Annotated in this window: 15 protein-coding genes and 1 other RNA gene; 8 read left to right on the plus strand and 8 right to left on the minus strand. The window is 42.2% G+C overall.

Annotation, left to right across the window (positions count from 1 at the left end; genetic code table 11):
• Positions 1-583 (plus strand): imidazole glycerol phosphate synthase subunit HisF (hisF, locus tag PLA23_RS02585; protein ID WP_324473881.1); only part of this gene is annotated, 583 nt, incomplete at its 5' end.
• Here hisF and PLA23_RS02590 read toward each other — a convergent pair.
• Both PLA23_RS02590 and rnpB read right to left on the minus strand, forming a co-directional pair.
• A complete protein-coding gene (locus PLA23_RS02590) occupies positions 584-1,252 on the minus strand; it encodes a SagB/ThcOx family dehydrogenase (RefSeq protein WP_324473883.1) in 669 nt (222 codons plus the stop codon).
• A gap of 116 nt (positions 1,253-1,368) precedes the next feature.
• Positions 1,369-1,667, minus strand: an RNA gene (gene rnpB, locus PLA23_RS02595) — RNase P RNA component.
• Positions 1,668-1,831: 164 nt separating this feature from the next.
• Here rnpB and PLA23_RS02600 point away from each other — a divergent pair.
• From PLA23_RS02600 to PLA23_RS02610, 3 genes are all read left to right on the plus strand, one after another.
• Complete coding sequence (locus PLA23_RS02600; RefSeq protein ID WP_324329756.1) at positions 1,832-2,671, plus strand: ParA family protein; 840 nt, start codon at positions 1,832-1,834, stop codon at positions 2,669-2,671.
• Positions 2,668-5,010, plus strand: coding sequence for a chemotaxis protein CheW (locus PLA23_RS02605; protein WP_324329742.1), 2,343 nt, complete (start codon positions 2,668-2,670; stop codon positions 5,008-5,010). The genes PLA23_RS02600 and PLA23_RS02605 overlap by 4 nt, the downstream gene beginning before the upstream one ends.
• 76 nt (positions 5,011-5,086) lie before the next feature.
• Positions 5,087-5,887 (plus strand): CheR family methyltransferase, encoded by an 801-nt coding sequence (locus tag PLA23_RS02610; protein WP_324473884.1) that lies wholly within the window; start codon positions 5,087-5,089, stop codon positions 5,885-5,887.
• 6 nt (positions 5,888-5,893) lie between these two features.
• Here PLA23_RS02610 and PLA23_RS02615 read toward each other — a convergent pair whose 3' ends face one another.
• Positions 5,894-6,160 carry a hypothetical protein gene (locus PLA23_RS02615; protein ID WP_324473886.1) on the minus strand — a complete coding sequence of 89 codons (267 nt, stop codon included), beginning with the start codon at positions 6,158-6,160 and terminating at the stop codon, positions 5,894-5,896.
• A gap of 119 nt (positions 6,161-6,279) precedes the next feature.
• Between PLA23_RS02615 and PLA23_RS02620 the strand changes: the two genes are divergently transcribed.
• On the plus strand, positions 6,280-7,512 hold the full coding sequence (locus PLA23_RS02620) for a hypothetical protein (RefSeq protein WP_324329748.1): 1,233 nt from the start codon (positions 6,280-6,282) through the stop codon (positions 7,510-7,512).
• 1 nt (position 7,513) lies between these two features.
• Here the strand turns inward: PLA23_RS02620 and PLA23_RS02625 are convergent, their stop codons facing one another.
• From PLA23_RS02625 to PLA23_RS02640, 4 genes are all read right to left on the minus strand, one after another.
• Positions 7,514-8,101, minus strand: coding sequence for a molybdenum cofactor guanylyltransferase (locus tag PLA23_RS02625; protein ID WP_324473889.1), 588 nt, complete (start codon positions 8,099-8,101; stop codon positions 7,514-7,516).
• Between the two features lies 1 nt (position 8,102).
• The gene (locus PLA23_RS02630; RefSeq protein WP_324329752.1) at positions 8,103-8,567 is read right to left on the minus strand and encodes a methylated-DNA--[protein]-cysteine S-methyltransferase; all 465 of its coding nucleotides are present in this window, start codon (positions 8,565-8,567) and stop codon (positions 8,103-8,105) included.
• Positions 8,567-10,588 carry an ATP-dependent DNA helicase gene (locus PLA23_RS02635; protein WP_324473891.1) on the minus strand — a complete coding sequence of 674 codons (2,022 nt, stop codon included), beginning with the start codon at positions 10,586-10,588 and terminating at the stop codon, positions 8,567-8,569. Before PLA23_RS02635 ends, PLA23_RS02630 begins: the two co-directional genes overlap by 1 nt.
• A gap of 67 nt (positions 10,589-10,655) precedes the next feature.
• Positions 10,656-11,063, minus strand: coding sequence for a bacteriohemerythrin (locus PLA23_RS02640; protein WP_324473893.1), 408 nt, complete (start codon positions 11,061-11,063; stop codon positions 10,656-10,658).
• 208 nt (positions 11,064-11,271) lie between these two features.
• On the opposite strand from PLA23_RS02640, the gene PLA23_RS02645 reads away from it, so the two are divergent.
• The 3 genes from PLA23_RS02645 (at position 11,272) to corA (ending at position 16,196) form a co-directional block, all read left to right on the plus strand.
• Positions 11,272-13,350 carry a NosD domain-containing protein gene (locus tag PLA23_RS02645; protein WP_324473895.1) on the plus strand — a complete coding sequence of 693 codons (2,079 nt, stop codon included), beginning with the start codon at positions 11,272-11,274 and terminating at the stop codon, positions 13,348-13,350.
• A 251-nt stretch (positions 13,351-13,601) separates the two neighbouring features.
• Entirely contained in the window at positions 13,602-15,104 is a 1,503-nt protein-coding gene (locus PLA23_RS02650; RefSeq protein ID WP_324473897.1) for an amino acid permease, read from the plus strand.
• A gap of 30 nt (positions 15,105-15,134) precedes the next feature.
• Positions 15,135-16,196, plus strand: a complete 1,062-nt coding sequence (gene corA / locus PLA23_RS02655; RefSeq protein WP_324473898.1) for a magnesium/cobalt transporter CorA — start codon at positions 15,135-15,137, stop codon at positions 16,194-16,196.
• On the opposite strand, the gene PLA23_RS02660 is transcribed toward corA, so the two are convergent.
• On the minus strand, positions 16,197-18,263 hold a 2,067-nt coding region (locus PLA23_RS02660), incomplete at its 5' end, for a PKD domain-containing protein (protein ID WP_324473900.1).

An 18,263-nucleotide genomic window follows, 5' to 3' on the forward strand; every position in this document is an offset into this window, starting at 1 on the left:
GACTGTTGGAGGAGGGATAAGAACCCTTGAGGATGTCCAAAAAACGCTGAGAGCCGGGGCGGATAAGGTGTCAATGAATACGAGTGCTGTTCAGAATCCTGCACTGATATCAGAGGCCTCGAAGGCTTTTGGGACACAATGCGTTGTAGTTGCAATCGATGTGAAACGAAGAACCTCTCCTGATGCAGGAAAGACAAGCATTACACTTCCTGATGGGAGTTTGTGCTGGTATGAGGTTGTTACACACGGAGGATCACAACCGACCGGAATAGATGCAATTACATGGGCGAAAGAAGCGGAAAGCCGGGGCGCAGGTGAGATATTACTGACTTCAATGGAAACCGACGGAACGAAGGAAGGGTTTGATATACCAATTACGAAAGCAATATCTGATTCTGTCGGAATTCCTGTCATCGCATCAGGTGGTGTCGGAACCATGGAGCATTTTTATGAAGGGTTTGTATATGGAAAAGCAGATGCAGCACTTGCAGCCAGTGTCTTTCACTATGGAGAGATGACAGTTGCAGATGTAAAAAAGTATTTAATCCAAAAAGGGATTGCAATTCGACCTCATGGGGAATAATTACTCTTTTTTTCTTCCGACGGATGCCATATAGATACAAAATTCTGATTCGCCATCTATTCCCAGAATACAGTTTATATCATCATCATTATACGAACCTATTGCACAAACACCAAGAGAAAGACCTGCGCACACTACATACAGATTCTGACAGATGTGACCTGCCTCAAGAAACAGATATCTCCACCCCCGCGGTCCGAACTTCCAGATCATCCGTTCAGGAACGGCAGTCCAGATAAAAGAAACTGCAGATGATGATACCAGAGCAGTATTTTTACATGTTTTCGCTACCGATTCATGATCGCCGGAATGACATTCCTCTCTGACCAGGGCATGATCAAGGGGAAGATACCGGTAGATACCAGGGAAAAGACCATCCACCCGGTTCACTACAATCCGAGTTTCAAACGGATGTAATGCTCCGGCAGATGGAACTGTCCTGAAATGCGAACCATTTTTCTTTTCTCTGACACCCTGGGTATAATGGAGAAGAATAGACAATTCCCATTTATGCATTTCATCTGGAGAATATGAACGAATGGTCTGGCGGTTATCCAGAGCATCCCACAGGATTACCGGATCAAGCGGGATATCCGCAGGAGCAGGTAATGGAATGATCGTCTGGTTTGGTTCACAGATACCACAAATACGGGTTTTCGGTTGTGCCACAGACTGCTCTGAATCTCTGAAAAGTGTTTCCTGTAAAAACCGGTGCCCGGTCCATGAGGAGTCAGATTGCATACATAGCAATAATGCATGACAGCTACCTGAACTTTACGATAAATGAGTGGGAGGAGTAAGCCCCCTTCTGTTCATTGCGGCATTCAGCTCAGCACCGAACCCGGGCAGATACCGGGTTATCTATATGCCCTGTTTCGGTTTGCACCCGCAGGGATTCGCCGTTTCATCGGAGATGCCCGTCGCAGTTCAGCAGATATGCATCATCACTCAGGACATACCGTATCGTTTCTGGTCCATAGCCGTGATTCTCACCACCCCTGCAAAGCAGGGCTGCGTACCCGGTTGGTGGGGGGACTTTCCTCAGCTACGTTTCCACGTTACCGTCGGCCGCACTCTCCCTCTCATAATATTATTAGTGTACATACAGAAAAAGGAGTTTGACTCTGCCATTCATACGTGACTGATCAATGAACCATGAAGTAATACCTCATAAACCGTCATTTATTTATAGAAATATCCTGATTATTCTATTTACGAAAGGGGAATCATATTACCGCCACAGCATTTATCCACCATAAAGGTGGAACAGGAAAAACTACATCCTGCCTACAGATAGCAGGAATTCTCAAAAACCTGGGAAGAAGGGTACTCATCATTGATACGGATCCCCAGGCGAATGCAACACTTGGTCTGGGGGTATACCCTGAATCCCTTCAAAAGCATATATATCACTATTACATTCAGCAGTCTACATCACCTCAGTCTTCTCCTCCTCTGTCTGATTTTATTATAAAAACAATTTCAGGTATTGATATAGTCCCCTCCCATCTTGATCTCGTCGGCGCAGAGGCAGTTTTATATCAAAACCCGAATAGGTATCATATTCTGAAAAATGGGATACAGCAGATAAAAAACAGATATGACCATATACTTATTGACACCCCCCCATTTCTCGGACAATTCCTTATGAATGGAATGATTGCTGCCGATTATTCGGTGATGGTTTTTTCATCAGACATTTTTGCAATTGCCGGATATGATAATATTACCCTGGTTATTCGTGACATTAAAGAGATACTTGGGATTAATATTCACATTGGTATGGCAATCCTGAACAGATGGAATAATCCATCTGAAAAAAAAGAAACACTGCTGGAGAAAATTCAACATCTGTTTGGATTAAAACCTGAAGATAAACCAGGATCATTACAGGAGATTCGAAATGAGCTGGAAAAACGCATACAAACTGAAATTCCTGAAATTGTTATCATAGCCGAGGGAAAAGAAGTATCACAATCAATAAAAAAAGGAATACCACTTATTACCATGGCACCAGATGATCCTGCAATGCCTGGATTTACCCGGGCAGCATCAATTATTGACAGCTGGAGAATAGGGGGGAGATGATGGAGACTGATGACTGGAAACATTCCGGAAGAAGAGGTCTTTTTATGGTGACCGAGGAAGAGAAGAACCAGGCGGATACAAAAGAGACATCTGCGGATTATTCAGATATTATCACAAAACTTCTTACCTATACAAATGGGGAATTCCCGGATGTTCCTGATGCTTTTGTGCCAATCCTGAATAGATTAAAACAGGATGCAGATAATCTTCTGCAAGCAAAACAGAATCTTGTAAATATTTCAAAAGAACTTGCAGAGCTGAAAGAAGAACAGGAGAGCATAAAACGGGAGCATGAAAGTTACCTCTCCGATCTGATATCAGCTCATACTGAGTTTGACAGGGCACTCGAAATTTTTCAATATCATACAATTCCCATGGTTCTTCTGGGACCTAACCAGCAGGTACAGGATGCAAACGATACTTTTTGCACTATTTTTTCTGTTGAACGCAGTGAGATTACCAGACAGTCCCCTCCAATAACAAAATATGTTCCAGATGAACGTCCATTTACTGCACCAGATGGAAATACATACTCTATAGTCTCAATAAAACCCCCGATCGTTCCCTTTGATCATGAGGCTATCTCTCTTGATCTTCTCATTCCATATACCTCTCCAGAGGAGTCAAAAGGACGGGAAATAGTATCAAAGGAGATACTTGAAGAAGGATTATCAGAAATTCTTATCCCTGTTGCTATTGTCGACAGTTATCACACCATTCGTTTCATTAACCGTGCCTTTTATGAATTTCTTGGAAGAGAACATCAAGATGTATATCTCAGAGATATTGCAAGCAGTGGGTTTACAGGAGAAATTATTGAGATAATAAATACCGTTATTTCATCAGGGACAAAATCTGATTTTCAGACCTCGATATACCACAGAGATGGTACAGTATATCCGGTATGGGTCCAGGTAATTCCTCTGTCAGGCAGAGATGAACCGCACGTATTAGTAATACTCTTCCCTGACGAAGACGACGAGGAACAGATACCTCATACAAATATACAAAAAACTCCTGAAGTGTCAGCGCCATTCCTAAAAACACTCCTTGATCTGAACCCGTCACCCATGGTGTTGTTTGACGAGACTTCACGAATAATGTTGGCAAATGAAGGTCTTTCAGAGTTAATCGGGGTTTCGTCAGATCAACTTCAGGGTCAGAAACTGACTGATATCGGAATTACAGTGACTGATTATTCCGGGATGACTGAAGAGATAGAGGTTCTTCCTGACAGAGTGTGTATTGAATCACCCTATGGAATGCAATGTTACTCAGGCCTTCTGATCTCGAACCGGACGATAACACCACCCCAATATATTCTGATTCTTCAGCCTCCGACTAGGGCTGCGGAGGAGTTCGAAATCGAAAAAGACCGGGAAATAATAGAACGTAGGTCTGATACGGATATCATTTCCCAGTCAGAAGAGAACAAAAAAACCGATCCATTACCTTCAATCCAATTCTCTCTGTTCCCCATTCCCGGCATAATGATAAAAGATTCTGCAATTACTGCATTGAATACATCTTTTCAGGAATGGAGTGGCATTCATGAAGAAAACCTCCCGGAATATGCATCAGTTTTGATATCTCATACTGTTCAGGCCAGAGAGAATAGAACAATAATACTCTCTTCTGTATACCCCACCGGCCTGAAATCATACCAGATAATACCCCAGCCGGATCCACAATCACCAAATGCAGGGCTTTTCTGGTTTTTGGATCAGACACAAGCCCAGGAGATTATTGCAAACCTGAAAACCCGGATAGAGGCCCTGAGCTCTGAACTGACAACGGTGACAAATAATCTCCAGGAAGAACGATCTGCAATGAAAGGATCTGATAATATCTCTCAACAGATAGATATTGTTGAATTTGAATTATCCGGAGGGAGGTATGCGATGGATATCGGGATGGTCAGGGAGGTTGTTGAAATGCTTCCGATCACACCTCTTCCAAAGACACCTCCCTATATCATTGGGATCATCAACCTGAGAGGTGAAGTAACCCATGTTATAGATCTTGCAATCCTCTTGGGGGAACGGGTAAAAAAGGACCGGTTCGGACAGAAAATAATTATTGTTCCTCCTGATGCCGCTCAAGGCGAACATCTTGGCATCATCGTCGATAATGTGCGCAGTGTTACTGAAATAGGTGCCCGACAGGTGACCGCTCTCGGAGAGGAGATCAATGAGCGGATCAAGACCAGGATAAAAGGTATCATTAAGGTCACCCACGATGATTTCATAGAGAAACACGACGGAGAAGAGAAAGAAGCAGACCTTGTAATATGGCTTGATATGAAAGAGATTCTCAATAATATAGCGGGCCTGCGTTAACTCATCAAATCCTCATTACAAAAGTATGGAAAAAAAGATTGTTACCCCAATTTTTCCCCAGATCAACGTCCCACAGGTGAGTGAGAAAGGCCTACCCGAACTCATTCTGGATGTTCAGAAAAGGCTCAATATCCAGCTCACAAGTTATAAACAGGATTATATTAAGCGCAGACTTCTCTCCCGGATGAACTCGACAAGATCAAAAGACTTTGTTGAATATCATCAGTACCTGAAGACGCACCCTGAAGAAGAAGAAAAGTTACGAAACGCCCTGACAATTAATGTTACCAAATTTCTTCGTGATCCTGATGTATTTAATCTGGTTGGAAGAGAAATTTTTCCCTCTATTATATCGGAGAAGAAATCAATAAAAATATGGAGTGCCGGATGTTCATCAGGAGAAGAACCCTATACCTACGCTATTTTGTTATTTGATTTGGCAAAACCAGGAATCATCCTGAATAATGTTATTACTGCAACCGATATTGATGAAGAGATCTTAAAGCGTGCCCGTGCCGGGATTTATGAAAAAAACGCTCTTGAAAACCTGAGTGAAGGTCAGATATCAAAACATTTTGAGAAAATGGATGATGGAAAATTCAGGATTAAGGATCATATTCGGAACATGGTCCGGTTTCAGTCCCACGACCTCATGAAAGGTGTCCCGGTTGCCCGGATGTTTGACGTTGTATCATGCAGAAATGTAACTATTTATTTTAACGAACAACAGAAGAAAGATCTTGTCAGACTTGTTCATAAAAGTCTTGCAAATAATGGATATTATATAATGGGGATGTCTGAATATATGTCAAAGGATGTTGAACATCTGTTCAGACCCTACAAACCGATGCTTAAAATTTTTCAAAAAGCACCATAGACCAGATTAGCCTTTCTTTAAGAACCCTTTCTTACGAGGGAGAGGCTCAAGTCCTGATAATTCCCTGTTTTTATCCTCCTTCTGTTCATGCGCTTTAATTTCACTATAGATTATATAAAAATTCATGCCAACCAGAAGTAATACAAAAAATGTTGTAATAAATAATGCCAGACCCTGCGGGCGTATTTCTTCCACAGTCCACATGATATAAAGAATCAGAAGTACCCCAAGTATGTAAAATGGTCCCCACATTTTCAGGTTCAGGTACTTCATATGTGCTTCCAGATTTCATTTCATATGATATCAAGCTCACGAAAGTGATCCATTCTTACACCTGACTGTGAGCTTGTCGACGTGAAGATAGATAATTTAAGCCGTCTAATGATCACATCATGAATATCATAAGGATCTTTCCGGTCATTCTTATTCTCATCATTCTGTTTGTTATAATATGTTTGTCCGGATGTGTAGAGGTCACACCTCCTACCGGGCAACAGGAAGCACAAGCATACGGTCCGGTATCACAGGGAAACGGAGAGATGAAGGATCTGGTAAAAGCATATAATCAAACAGGGACGTCAGCAGGCCAGTCTCATATTGCAACACAAGGTCCGGCTCCCGAACAGGGATCAGCTTCACCTTCCGATACTTCTGCTCCTGAAACTGTATTGCCCCCTGCCGAGAATGAAACGTTTGTAAAGGTTACTCCTAAAGACTACAATCAGTTAAAACCTGATACTCAGACATCATACCTGCCGTATAACCGGCCAATAGCAACTGATAACCGGCAGTTCGTTACAATATATGAAATTCTGAATCAGACTTTTGTAAAAAATGCCTCTGCCTATGCCTACCATCTGGTAACTCCGCCCCTCTATATTGAACTTGGATTTTATCCAAAAATGGTTACTGATGAGCAGGAAGTGTACAAAAGAACCGGAGACAAGGAAGGGACAATAAAATTCACAAAAACACGTCCATCGCAGGATGCGTGGTTTGAGATGCGGGTATATGATATGAATACAAACCAGGAGATTATCCGGGAGGGATATGGAAAGACCTACAGCCTGACGAATAAGACAGCGGCTATCCGAAGGGCAGGAACTTTCCAGTTTGATTTCATGGGTGACAATATTGCTGCAGATATTGCAATGAAAATACCTATCGATAACTCCACAGTGAATGAATATTCAAATGTAAGTACCCTTATTCAGGATCAAAAAGTAAAATCAGGTTTATTACCATCGGTATTTATTCAGGAGTCAGATATCGGGCAGGGATGGCAGAAGACTGGTGACCTGATACACACCCCGGTAAAATATTCGTCAATTTTTATTCTGCCATCATCCGGTTTAAAAATAACCCAGGAGATTCATAAATTTCCGGGTGCTCAGGATGCAGTATCGTATTATTCACAGACAAAGACAAAAAATGCAGGAGAGACTCTTGTTGCAATTACGGCCGGTGATGAGGGGTATGGATTTGAATCAGTCCTGAAAACGGGTGTAGTCTTCAGACAGGGTGCATATCTTGTTGAGCTTACCAGTTATTCTGTCCCACCAGTCACCCTTGATGAACTAAAACGACTGGCAACACTGATTTCAGGAAGAATAAGTCAGATATAATTCATTTTTTCTCATGAATTTTTGAAAGGGATTCCAAATCATTCACATTACAGAAAATATCCTGATTCGGGACCATATCTTTGATAACCTGAACAGGAATATATCGGGTATTAAGATTTTGAATCAGAACTGAAAGGCGCCGTTCTTGATATAACTTATAAAAGGTTCGGACAGCCTCCCGGCGATAAACCGCACATAATGGTTCATACTTTCCATCCTCCCACACTGGAACAGCTGCATCAAATCCCTCCGCTGCATTGAACAAAAAGGTGATGACCACACACGAGAGAAAGGGCATGTCACAGGCTGTCACAAACATATATTCACCGGATGCATACCATGCCCCGGAATGAATCCCTCCAGCCGGCCCCTGTCCCTTCCTGATATCATGAATATAACGCACCGGATATGAGGGAAGGTCTTCAATCTGTTCATCATCCCTGCATACGACAAGGATTTCATCGGTGCATGATTGTAGTTCCTCTATTTGCCGTTCCAGAAATGACTGATTCCCGCATGTGAAAAGATACTTTGGATATCCATGAGCTCGTACGCCCCGTCCGCCAACTAAAATGAGGGCTGATTTCATACTATGGATTTCGAATTTTTTCAGAATGATTCATTTTTTTCCTGACCTTTGACTCAAGGGCCAAAAGATCCTGTTTGATTGAGATATCCGGTGTATATCCCCCCAATCCTCCTGAAGCAACCACACGATGGCAGGGAACCAGGATCGGGGTAAGGTTTCGTTTCATGGCCATTCCAACAACCCGTGCACCGGTCCCGACCGCATCGGCAATCTCTTTATATGATCTCGTCTCTCCATATGGAATTGTGAGAACCTCCCGATAAATATCACCATAGATGGTGGTATCCTGTTCATGAATGCTTCGCAAAGGAGAAAGGTGAGTTGTTTTTCCTGCAAGATATTGTGAGAGGGGAAGAGGGACAGGGCCTGGCACGTTCTGTCTGACAAACCGGATCCTATTGACAATATTATCAGTATTCCATCGTATGTATACAAACCAAAGACCAAACTGTTTTGACCCTTCCATTATTTCCATCCCTGCATTACTGATGGGAATGAACGGATATCAACCTCATGTATCTCTTCCTGCATCCATGATGGAAGGCGCTCCTGTATAGATGGATCAAGAAAACGGTTATCTCCAAAAATCAGAACACCCCGATCCTCCGGAGTCCGAAGTACCCGTCCAAGGGCCTGCAATACCTTGTTGAGGGCTGGCAGTGTATATGCAATAAATCTGCCTTCTTCTCCGTACTGACGAGTGTAATACTGCAATATCATTTGCCTGACCTGATTCCATGGTGCAAGCGGAAGCCCGATAACCATTGCCCCAGTCAGCATCTCACCACGGTAATCAAGCCCTTCAGAAAATTTTCCGCCACAAACGGCAAATAATATTCCTTTCTTTCCTTTTCCTGGCAGACTCATAAATCTGGTTAAGAGTGAACCTGCCTCGCTGCTATCCCGTGGCTCAATAAACACTTCACGGTCATGAAGATGCATCTCAACCTCTCTGGTCACCGACTCAAGCATCTGATATGATGGAAACCATACACCAAGATTTCCCGGAATGGTACAAAAATTCCTGATATATGACACCATTCTTTTTATATTATCATCCGATTGCCGTTTGGAAAAGGCTGAAGTAATATCAGACGTTACCAGGACCAACCGGTTTTCCTTCGGAAAATGATTGGGGAGAGAGAAAGAAGAGATCGGGTAATCGACGGGAAGAGCCCTGAAATACAGCTGCTGGTAACTGCGAAGTGGCGTCAGGGTTCCCGAAATATAAACCGAGCAGAAATGTTCCCGTGCAAGGGTTGAAAGGCCAGGGGATGGATCAATGTTCCTGACTTCAAGATAGATATTCTCACTATCTTTTCGAAACAGGGTAAGGTATGCCGGGTTGGTTCCTGAGTTATGGAGCCGATATAAAAAGGCAGACAGCCGTTCGATCCCGGTTGTCCGGTAATCACCCCGTTTACTGTTTGATTCCTTGATACTTTCTGCAAGATCCATGAAATCATCAACTACCTCCTCCATCGTACCATACAGTGATTCACGAAGTATCATCCTGCTAAATAACTGAGGATCAAACCAGTCCTCTGCCTCGGTCGACCGCCGGAGTCCATCGAGGAATTTTTTTATTCCTGGTATGAGTCGCCGTATTGCTTCAAGATCCCTGACATCTCTCTTAAGGGAAGTAATATCATAATCTGCCTGTTCCAGAGCACGATGATCAAGGGTCACCGACATGATATCCTGCATCACATCCCCGCAGTTATGGGCTTCATCAATGAGAAGAAGAATTTCTGAAGGCTCCTTTTGCAGATTTAAATAGAGCTGGTTTCGAATCTGTTCATCCATTATGTGATGATAATTACAGATGAGAACATCCGCCTGCATCGAGGCCTGAGTCATCACTTCATATGGGCAGAGTCCGTCGCACGCTTCCCGAAGCATATCAGGTCTGATACATCGTTCAATTACCCGGGCTGCCAGTCGTTTGCAGGCATCTGATGGAGCAAGACGCATACCTCCTGCTTTTTCATTCAGTATCGCGGTTTTACTCCTGATAAAAAAGGGGCAGATTATTGGATGGTCAGGATCATTCTTACGAATTTGTTCAACAATGACCTTGTCTTTTGTGGGATCTAAGGATCCTCGATCAGCCCGTTCGCGGATGAGCGCTGTTGAAAACCCTTTGACGGCTTCGCATTTCCGATAGGGATCCCCAAAACCACCAAGCGGGCACATCGAACTTTTTCCAACCAGATATGAGAATTTTAAATCAGGTTGTTTCTTTCGAATGAGTTCAAGCTCCCGCATATATGTTGCAAGCTGGGATATCGTCCTGACCGCCACAATGATTTGGCGATTATTGCGTTCGGCCAGCAATGCAGACACGACTGATGACTTTCCTGACCCGGTTGGTGCATCAATGAGGAGGACTCCCCCGTGTTTCGCAGTCTCAGCAGCTTTATTCAGCATTTCTTTCTGACCAGGGCGAAACGAGGAATATGCAAACCAGTCCTGCAACTCATTCATCTGTAGCTGATTACCCCTGCATGCATAAAGTAGATACGAAACTCTCTAGAAAAAAGAATATAAAAGATTAAATAATTCCATTTTTATTGAATGTTTCTGAATATTTTTTATCAGTCACCTGGATGTGATGAGAAACCCAGTCACGTAGGAAGTTCATCAGATCTATAGTAATTCCAAGTTTATTTGCCTGATAATCTTTTATTAAGCTATCAACTTTATCAACGAAACTATCATGTTCCTTTTTATGCAAAAGAAATCCGGAATAATTACACTGTTCCATATACTTTTCTTCTGTTGAAAAATGATATACCGTGTAGGCAGCAAGCTGATCAAGAATATCTGCAAGGACTTCTTTTCCTTTTTTCTCAAGCATTGCATCATGAAGCGTATTAATGAGGTGAATTAATTTTTGATGCTGCTCATCAATTTCTGCAACATGAACACTTAAAGAATCTGACCATTTGATAAAAGCCATAATAAAAATTACATGGCTTTGGATTTAACAGTTATTTCCAGATGGTACGAATGGGAAACTCCACAATATGAAAGATATATGTGAATGAAAATATATTGATAATATGAATTTTTTTTATTGTTCCTTACGTCCGATATTATTTATTCGATGCATCATTCTAGCCCTATTATTTATGGTGTGCATTCCGGCATACAGTGAAGCTGAAATTATGATAATACCATCACCGAATCTCTCTGACCCCTTTTCCGGGAATGATACGTATTTTTTTCCTCTTATTATCGATAAACCCGGTACATACATTCTGAACTCTTCATATATGGTCAACGGCTCGGCTATACATATCACTCACTCAGATGTCATCCTAGAAGGATTTGGAAATATTCTCAATGGCAGTGCAATAGGATCAGGAATCAATCTCAATAATCCCGATCACGCCATTGCAAATATTACCATACGAAATATCACCATCAAAAATTTTGAGACTGGCCTTTTTATAAAAAATGCCTCTGCAATCCATCTTGATACAATATCACTCACCTCAAATATGCGAACAGGACTCTGTATAGACTCATCAGAAAATATTTTTATGACCGGGTTTTCTGCCTGGAATACAAGAAATGATAGTACCGGCGGAAATGGCATTCTTATCTCCGGTTCAAAAAACATCACCATCATACAATCTCAGATATCCGGGAATGGAAAGAGTGGAAAGACAAATGCAGCAGGAGTGATGATCACCGGTTCTCCGGATATATCCATCATCAAAAGCACTATCTCTTCAAACGCCGGTTATGGGATAAAGATTGAAGCAGGATCTGACAATTTTTTTACTACTGATTGTGATATATCGGCGAATTCCGGAGATGGAATAACCATCGAGGCATCTTCATTCCCAGAAATTCAGAACTGTATTCTCAATAAAAACAAGGAGGCAGGCATTGAGTTATTAAAAACAAAAAAACCAAAAATTATTGGGAATCAGATTACCTCTAATATCATGGGGATGTCAGTATCAGATACTGAAGGAATGCAATTATCAGGGAATTCACTGAAAAACAACAAAATCGGTTTTGATATCTCTGCATCAGATATCCGCTTTTATGATCATCAGATATCCTATACCAATACTATTGACTCACGGATCCTTCTTTATCTGAATGGTGCACAGGATAGAATTATCGGACCGGGAACAAACCCTGCAATGGTTATCCTTGTAAATGCATCCGATATTCAGGTGTCTGATCTTGTACTTTCCAAAAATTGTGCGGGGGTTATTCTGGTACATAGTACGAATATCACTCTTTCTGATGTCACCTTCATAGAAAATGGAGTCGGATTACGTTCAGAATTTGAAACAAAAAATCTCACCTGTACCAGACTTCATGCCGAGCGAAACCTTGCAAGTGGATATTATCTGACCAATACAGAACATTTTCTATTATCCCATCTCTATGGTCAGGAGAATCCCTCTGGGATCTATCTTCGTAACGCTACAGATGGAGTTTGTTCAAATATTGTTATGACTGACATTTCCGGATTAAAAACACGATTACCTTCCGGTATAACCCTGAGCGGTTGTAAGAATATTACCATAACAAAATCAGAATTCTCAAAGTGCACATATGCCGGTCTGTTATCAGATACCCAACATCTCAACCTTTCCGAGAATGTTTTTTCATCCAATACCTTTGCCGGATCTGTTATCGTATCCGGTCCGGTTCAGATTGTTCAGAACTCTTTTATAAAAAATGATGGCACCGGTCTTGTTCTCAAAGCAGATCAAAGCACCATCCGGAAAAACACCTTCATCGATAATCAAAAATTGGGTCTTCTCCTGGTTCAGGGAAATAATAATCTTTTTGCGGAAAATACATTTAAAAATTACAATAATTACCTCATTCAGGATAAAAACACGATCAATACATGGAACGTAACCAGTTCTGGTAATACAAACCAGTCATATTTCTCTGGGAACTACTGGGGTGATCCGACCGGAGAGGGATTTTCTGATCTATGCACCCCTGATCCTGATGGATTTTGTCAGGAACCATATATTTTGCAGAATGATAATATCGATTACCATCCCCTTTCAGCGCAAAAAACCATGAAAGCATCGTCCATAAACACGGATCTGAACCAGAATTGCCGCGAAGACCTTCAGGATGTTGTGATGTATATGAACAAAGTCTCATCAGGAGATACTGCATCGTTGTATGATTATAGTGGCGACGGGAGGATCAATTTACAGGATGTTGTTTCTCTATTTCATATAATAATAAAAAAATAAAAAAATATTATTCATTAATAATTCAAAAGTCCTTAATTTTTACCCTATTATGACAAAATAATCCTTTTTTATACGTAAAATGCAATAGAAATTATTTTTTACTGAGATGCTGAAGTTTTGAAGCACAATTGTTAGAGTATTTTCAATCGAGGAGTGAAATGAAGAGCAAAATACATAAAAAAAGCTGCTTTTCCGTTATTTTCAATAGGGGGCTTTCTTAAGTGACCCCTCGTGATGAGAGCATCGAGTGCATGTGCGAACATACACCGGTGGATAATCCGGTACCATTGGCAGGAAGGGCTAAGACGCTCCGGCTCCAACGGGGAATCCGACCCTGGATGGCCAGTCTGATTGCCATCGGTGGGATCATCGGTTCAATCTATTATCTGGGTTCTGGTTATCTTATCGCTCAAATGGGACCGAGCGTTATTATTTTATATGCTATTGGAGGACTGGTCATCTGGACTGTCATGCAATCCTTTGCCGAGCTCCTGGTAAATGTTCCAAGACAAGGAAATTTCATCAGCCATTCGGCAGAATTTATCTCACCCACATGGGCAGTGGGAACGGGATGGAGTTACTGGTTTAACTGGTGTGCCTATATCCCTTCCGAAGCGGTTGCAGGGGGGATTATCATGCATGTGTTTGCCCCGCAGCTTCCCGTTGTTGCCTGGGCAATAATATTCCTGACCATGATTACCATCCTGAATATTATTCATGTAGGAGGATTCGGATTTGTTGAAAGTACCCTCTCTTTGATAAAAATCATCCACAACGGGGTATTTTGCCTGGTAGCGGCTCTTATCATTCTCGGCTTTGTTGGAAATGGCGGGCCGGTCGGGTTTAGTGTGCTCTTCCCGCCCAATAGTGACCTCTTTTCGAATATCTTTCCAGCCGGGGTTTTTATCCTCATTAGTAATCTGGCTCTCATTCTTGTCAATTTCCAGGGCTCTGAAATTGTCGGTCTTGCAGCTGCAGAGACTCAGAACCCAGACAAAATAGTTCCAAAGGCATGCCGCCAGGTTGTATACCGTATCCTTCGGGTCGACATTATACCCATTCTGTTACTGGTCATGATTCTCCCGTATTCTGAAGCTGATCTCTCAGACAGTGTATTTTCCCTTGCTCTCTCAAAGTATGGATTTACTGAGGTTGCTGGAATTTTATCATTCATCGTTCTTACTGCAGCATTCTCCTGTGCAAACTCAGGATTTTATGGTTCGGTCAGAGCACTGTATGGCCTTTCACTTGAAGGGATGGCTCCAAAAATATTCTCCCGGCTCAATAAACAATGCACCCCGATGTATGCCACTTTGTTCACTCTTCTCATGTGCTGGGCTGTTTTAAGCATGTGGTGGTTTTCCAATGGAGAAGGAGAACTTTATCTCTGGCTCCTGTCGGTATCAGCGTTTACGGGGGCAATCTGCTGGATATCTATCTGCTATTCACAGGTGGTTTTTCGAAGACGGGTATATGAGAGAGGATATTCAAAACAGGATATTAAAGCTCCTGCACCGCTCAGTCCATGGTTACCTCTGATGATAGGAGTTATTCTGGAGATATTTGCACTCGTCATCCTTGCATTCAATGAAGACCTGAGAGGGTCATTATATCTATCAATTCCCGCTGTAGCGGTTCCTATGCTCATATATTACATCGGAATAAAAACAGGAAAGATTAGTGGGATAAAAATCCGGCATGAAGATGAAAAGCCATTTGAAGAACTCTTCCCGGAAAAGCATAACACCTCCTAATCTTAATTTTCTGTTATTCGATTACAGGAGATGCAGGGTGTGACATATGAGGAACATATCTCTATAAAGACTGGACTTCCACCTGGAATCCCGATCTACATAGGCAGACATGAACCTGAACAAACACAGATCTCTGCCCTGGTGTACACACCTGAAAACACACAGGTTTATCCGGAGATCAGCCCGGCTGATATCATACCGATCCGATCAAAACCCGGCATCTGCTGGATTCATATATCCGGACTTCGGGATAGTGAAAAAATCAATCAGATATTCTCTGATGCAGAACTTCATTCATTAATAACAGAAGACGTGTTCAATACCAAGGGACGGGCAAAATTTGAAGATTTTGGCGACACCCTCTTTGTAACCCTTGATATTATCCTTACTTCCGGGAAGGAATGGCATTCACGGAAGATAAATATTATTACAAAAAAAGGTTTTCTCATATCAATATCAGAAACACCTCATCCGTTTGAAAATATTAAAACAAGAATACTGCACCCAAATGGAAAATTCAGAACTCATGGAATCGATTATCTGATGTATTCTCTTATCGACTCGGTCGTTGATACCTATTTTTATGGGCTTGAAAGGATTGAAGATATTGCAGAAAGACTGGAAGAAGAGGTCGTCCATGATCCGTCACCGGAAATAATTCAGGAGATCCAGTCATTTAGGCATATGCTTATTAATTTTAAACGGCAGGTATGGTCTCTTCGTGATGTCATAATGCACCTTGAGCGATCGGATTCTGATATTTTAACCGATTCAATCAGGGTTTTTTTAAGAGATGTTCATGATCATGTGATAAAAATTTCTGAAGATCTCGATATCCATCGTGAAATGGCTGAAGGAATTATGGAGATCTACCTCTCTTCAGTCTCAAACAGGACAAATGAAATAGTTCGCGTTTTAACGGTCATTGCGGTGATATTTATCCCGTTGACATTTATAACCGGAGTCTATGGTATGAATTTTGCATATCTGCCCGGTATTGACCATCCTGCAGGACCCCTTATTATCTTTGGGATTATGATCCTGGTAATGACATGCATGGTCGGAATCTTCAAATGGAAAAAATGGATTTGATCAGAAAACGTTGATAGCATCACGTAATTTTTTGTTTGATACCCCATACGAACTTTTTACTGTCAGGGATATAGTGTATGTTCCCGGTTTTGTATAGATATGAGTCGGATTCTGCTCAATGGAATGAGTGCCATCTCCAAAGTCCCATGACCATGACTCTATTGTTCCTGTGGACCGGTCTTCACAGATGACGGAAAGAGGTGCCCTGCCGCTCTTTTTGCTGATGACAAAATCAGCAAAAGGTTTTGTTATATTTGAGATCTCAGAATCAAAATTGGCAGACGGATTCAGTTCTTTTGATGAAAATTTATAATAATATGGATAGGTATTGATTCGGGAGGGCTTTGTAAGAACCGGACCGACTGTTACCATCTGATCAGCAGAACTTACTCCTGCGGGCCCATATACCGTCAATTTGATAATATAAGAACCGGGTGATGTGTACCGGTGAGACGGATGTCTGGACTCTGAAACAGCTCCGTCACCGAAATCCCACAGATATCTGTTTACAGTCCCGGAGGACGTATCTGTACATTGAACTGATAAGGGAGCAATTCCTTCAGAGGGCTTTAATGTAAATCCAGCAATCAGAGGTTCTGGTGGTTTTGTTACTACGATATATCCCTTTCTGCTGACCTGATTAATTCCGTTCGGGCCTGATACGGTCAGTGAAACAGAAAATACCCCTGTTTCATTAAACACATGAACCGGGTTCTTTTCAGTTGCAGATGATCCGTCTCCAAAGTCCCAGGTCCAGTCTGTAACTTTCCCAAGGGACTGATCAGTAAACTGAACAGTTAAAGGAGCATAACCAGTTCTTTTATCGGTTCTGAATCGTGCCTGCGGCGGGGTGAGTGATGTTCCCACGGTAATGAGGTCCTCTCTCCTCTCAACAGAGGTTCCATCAGGCCCGCGGACCATCAGACTGACTGAATAGGTTCCTGGCTTAGTGTACGTATGGGTAACCGTCTCACCGATCCCTGTTGACGAGTCCCCAAAGTCCCAGCTCCATTCAGAGATTGTACCGTTTGATTCACTTTGGAATATGACATGAAGTGGGACCGGTCCGGTTACCGGATCAGCAGTGAATGATGCAAATGGGATGGATTCCGGTTCTGTTACACATATCAGATTGTTGTTGATAATCTCCTGGGTATTCCCATCATACACACGGGTGAGATGGATGGTGTAGTTCCCTGGTTTCTCAAACGTATGAATCACCTTTGATTCATTTGATGTGGTTCCATCACCAAAATTCCAAAGATATGTACCGTTCTCTTCTGACCATGTTGAACTGAACTGAACCATCAAGGGTGCCGGGCCGGACTTATTGGTGACGAAAATTTCCGGTATTGTACGTGGTTTTGCGTGTATTTGTGTATCTGCCATCTCTTGGTGTGCCAGTTCGGGAGAAATACGTGAGATGGTATCACTCCTCACAGGTGATGGTTCTTTTACAGGGCCCTCATAATCTGGTTCTGTTCCCTGAAGACTTATATTAGCAACTGATTCTGTAAGGACAGGTTTTTTCTGAGTAATCTCTGGAGTGACCAAAGTGGGTGCTGTATTATTGATGGTAGTTGGTGGAGAAATATTTCTATTCTCTATAATCTCTTCCAGCTGAGGCTGACCGGTTGGAACAGGAGATTCATTCACAATAACCGGAGCAGGAGTTGGAATTATCTCCTCAACAATAACCGGTTGTGGCGCAACATTCGTATCCTCACCACCCGGACCTGACACTTTCAGGGAGACATAAAATGATCCGGTTGTGTTGTATATGTGAATAATATCCTGTGAGTGTGCTTCATTCCCGTCACCAAACGACCAGTTCCATTGAGTAATCTCTCCCTGAGACTGATCTGTAAACCGGATCGTGCAGGGGACATATCCATGAGTACTATTACTGATAAATTTCGCAACTGGTGGAGGTATCGGCTGAGTTACGTTAATAAATTCATTTTTTGTTACAGTTCTGGTTTGCCCAAAGGAATCCTGAACTGTCAGACTAACATTATATACACCAGGTATGACGTAGGTATGAACCGGGTTTTCTTCATTGGATGT

This window comes from Methanospirillum sp., from assembly GCF_035406105.1.
Lineage (GTDB): Archaea > Halobacteriota > Methanomicrobia > Methanomicrobiales > Methanospirillaceae > Methanospirillum.

Bases quoted from the DNA above. Each gene is read 5' to 3' on its own strand.
- PLA23_RS02605 (WP_324329742.1), top strand. From the start codon at position 2,668: ATGATGGAGACTGATGACTGGAAACATTCCGGAAGAAGAGGTCTTTTT.
- PLA23_RS02615 (WP_324473886.1), bottom strand. From the start codon at position 6,160: ATGAAGTACCTGAACCTGAAAATGTGGGGACCATTTTACATACTTGGG.
- PLA23_RS02620 (WP_324329748.1), top strand. From the start codon at position 6,280: ATGAATATCATAAGGATCTTTCCGGTCATTCTTATTCTCATCATTCTG.
- PLA23_RS02625 (WP_324473889.1), bottom strand. From the start codon at position 8,101: ATGAAATCAGCCCTCATTTTAGTTGGCGGACGGGGCGTACGAGCTCAT.
- PLA23_RS02630 (WP_324329752.1), bottom strand. From the start codon at position 8,567: ATGGAAGGGTCAAAACAGTTTGGTCTTTGGTTTGTATACATACGATGG.
- PLA23_RS02635 (WP_324473891.1), bottom strand. From the start codon at position 10,588: ATGAATGAGTTGCAGGACTGGTTTGCATATTCCTCGTTTCGCCCTGGT.
- PLA23_RS02640 (WP_324473893.1), bottom strand. From the start codon at position 11,063: ATGGCTTTTATCAAATGGTCAGATTCTTTAAGTGTTCATGTTGCAGAA.
- PLA23_RS02645 (WP_324473895.1), top strand. From the start codon at position 11,272: ATGATAATACCATCACCGAATCTCTCTGACCCCTTTTCCGGGAATGAT.
- PLA23_RS02650 (WP_324473897.1), top strand. From the start codon at position 13,602: ATGTGCGAACATACACCGGTGGATAATCCGGTACCATTGGCAGGAAGG.
- corA (WP_324473898.1), top strand. From the start codon at position 15,135: ATGCAGGGTGTGACATATGAGGAACATATCTCTATAAAGACTGGACTT.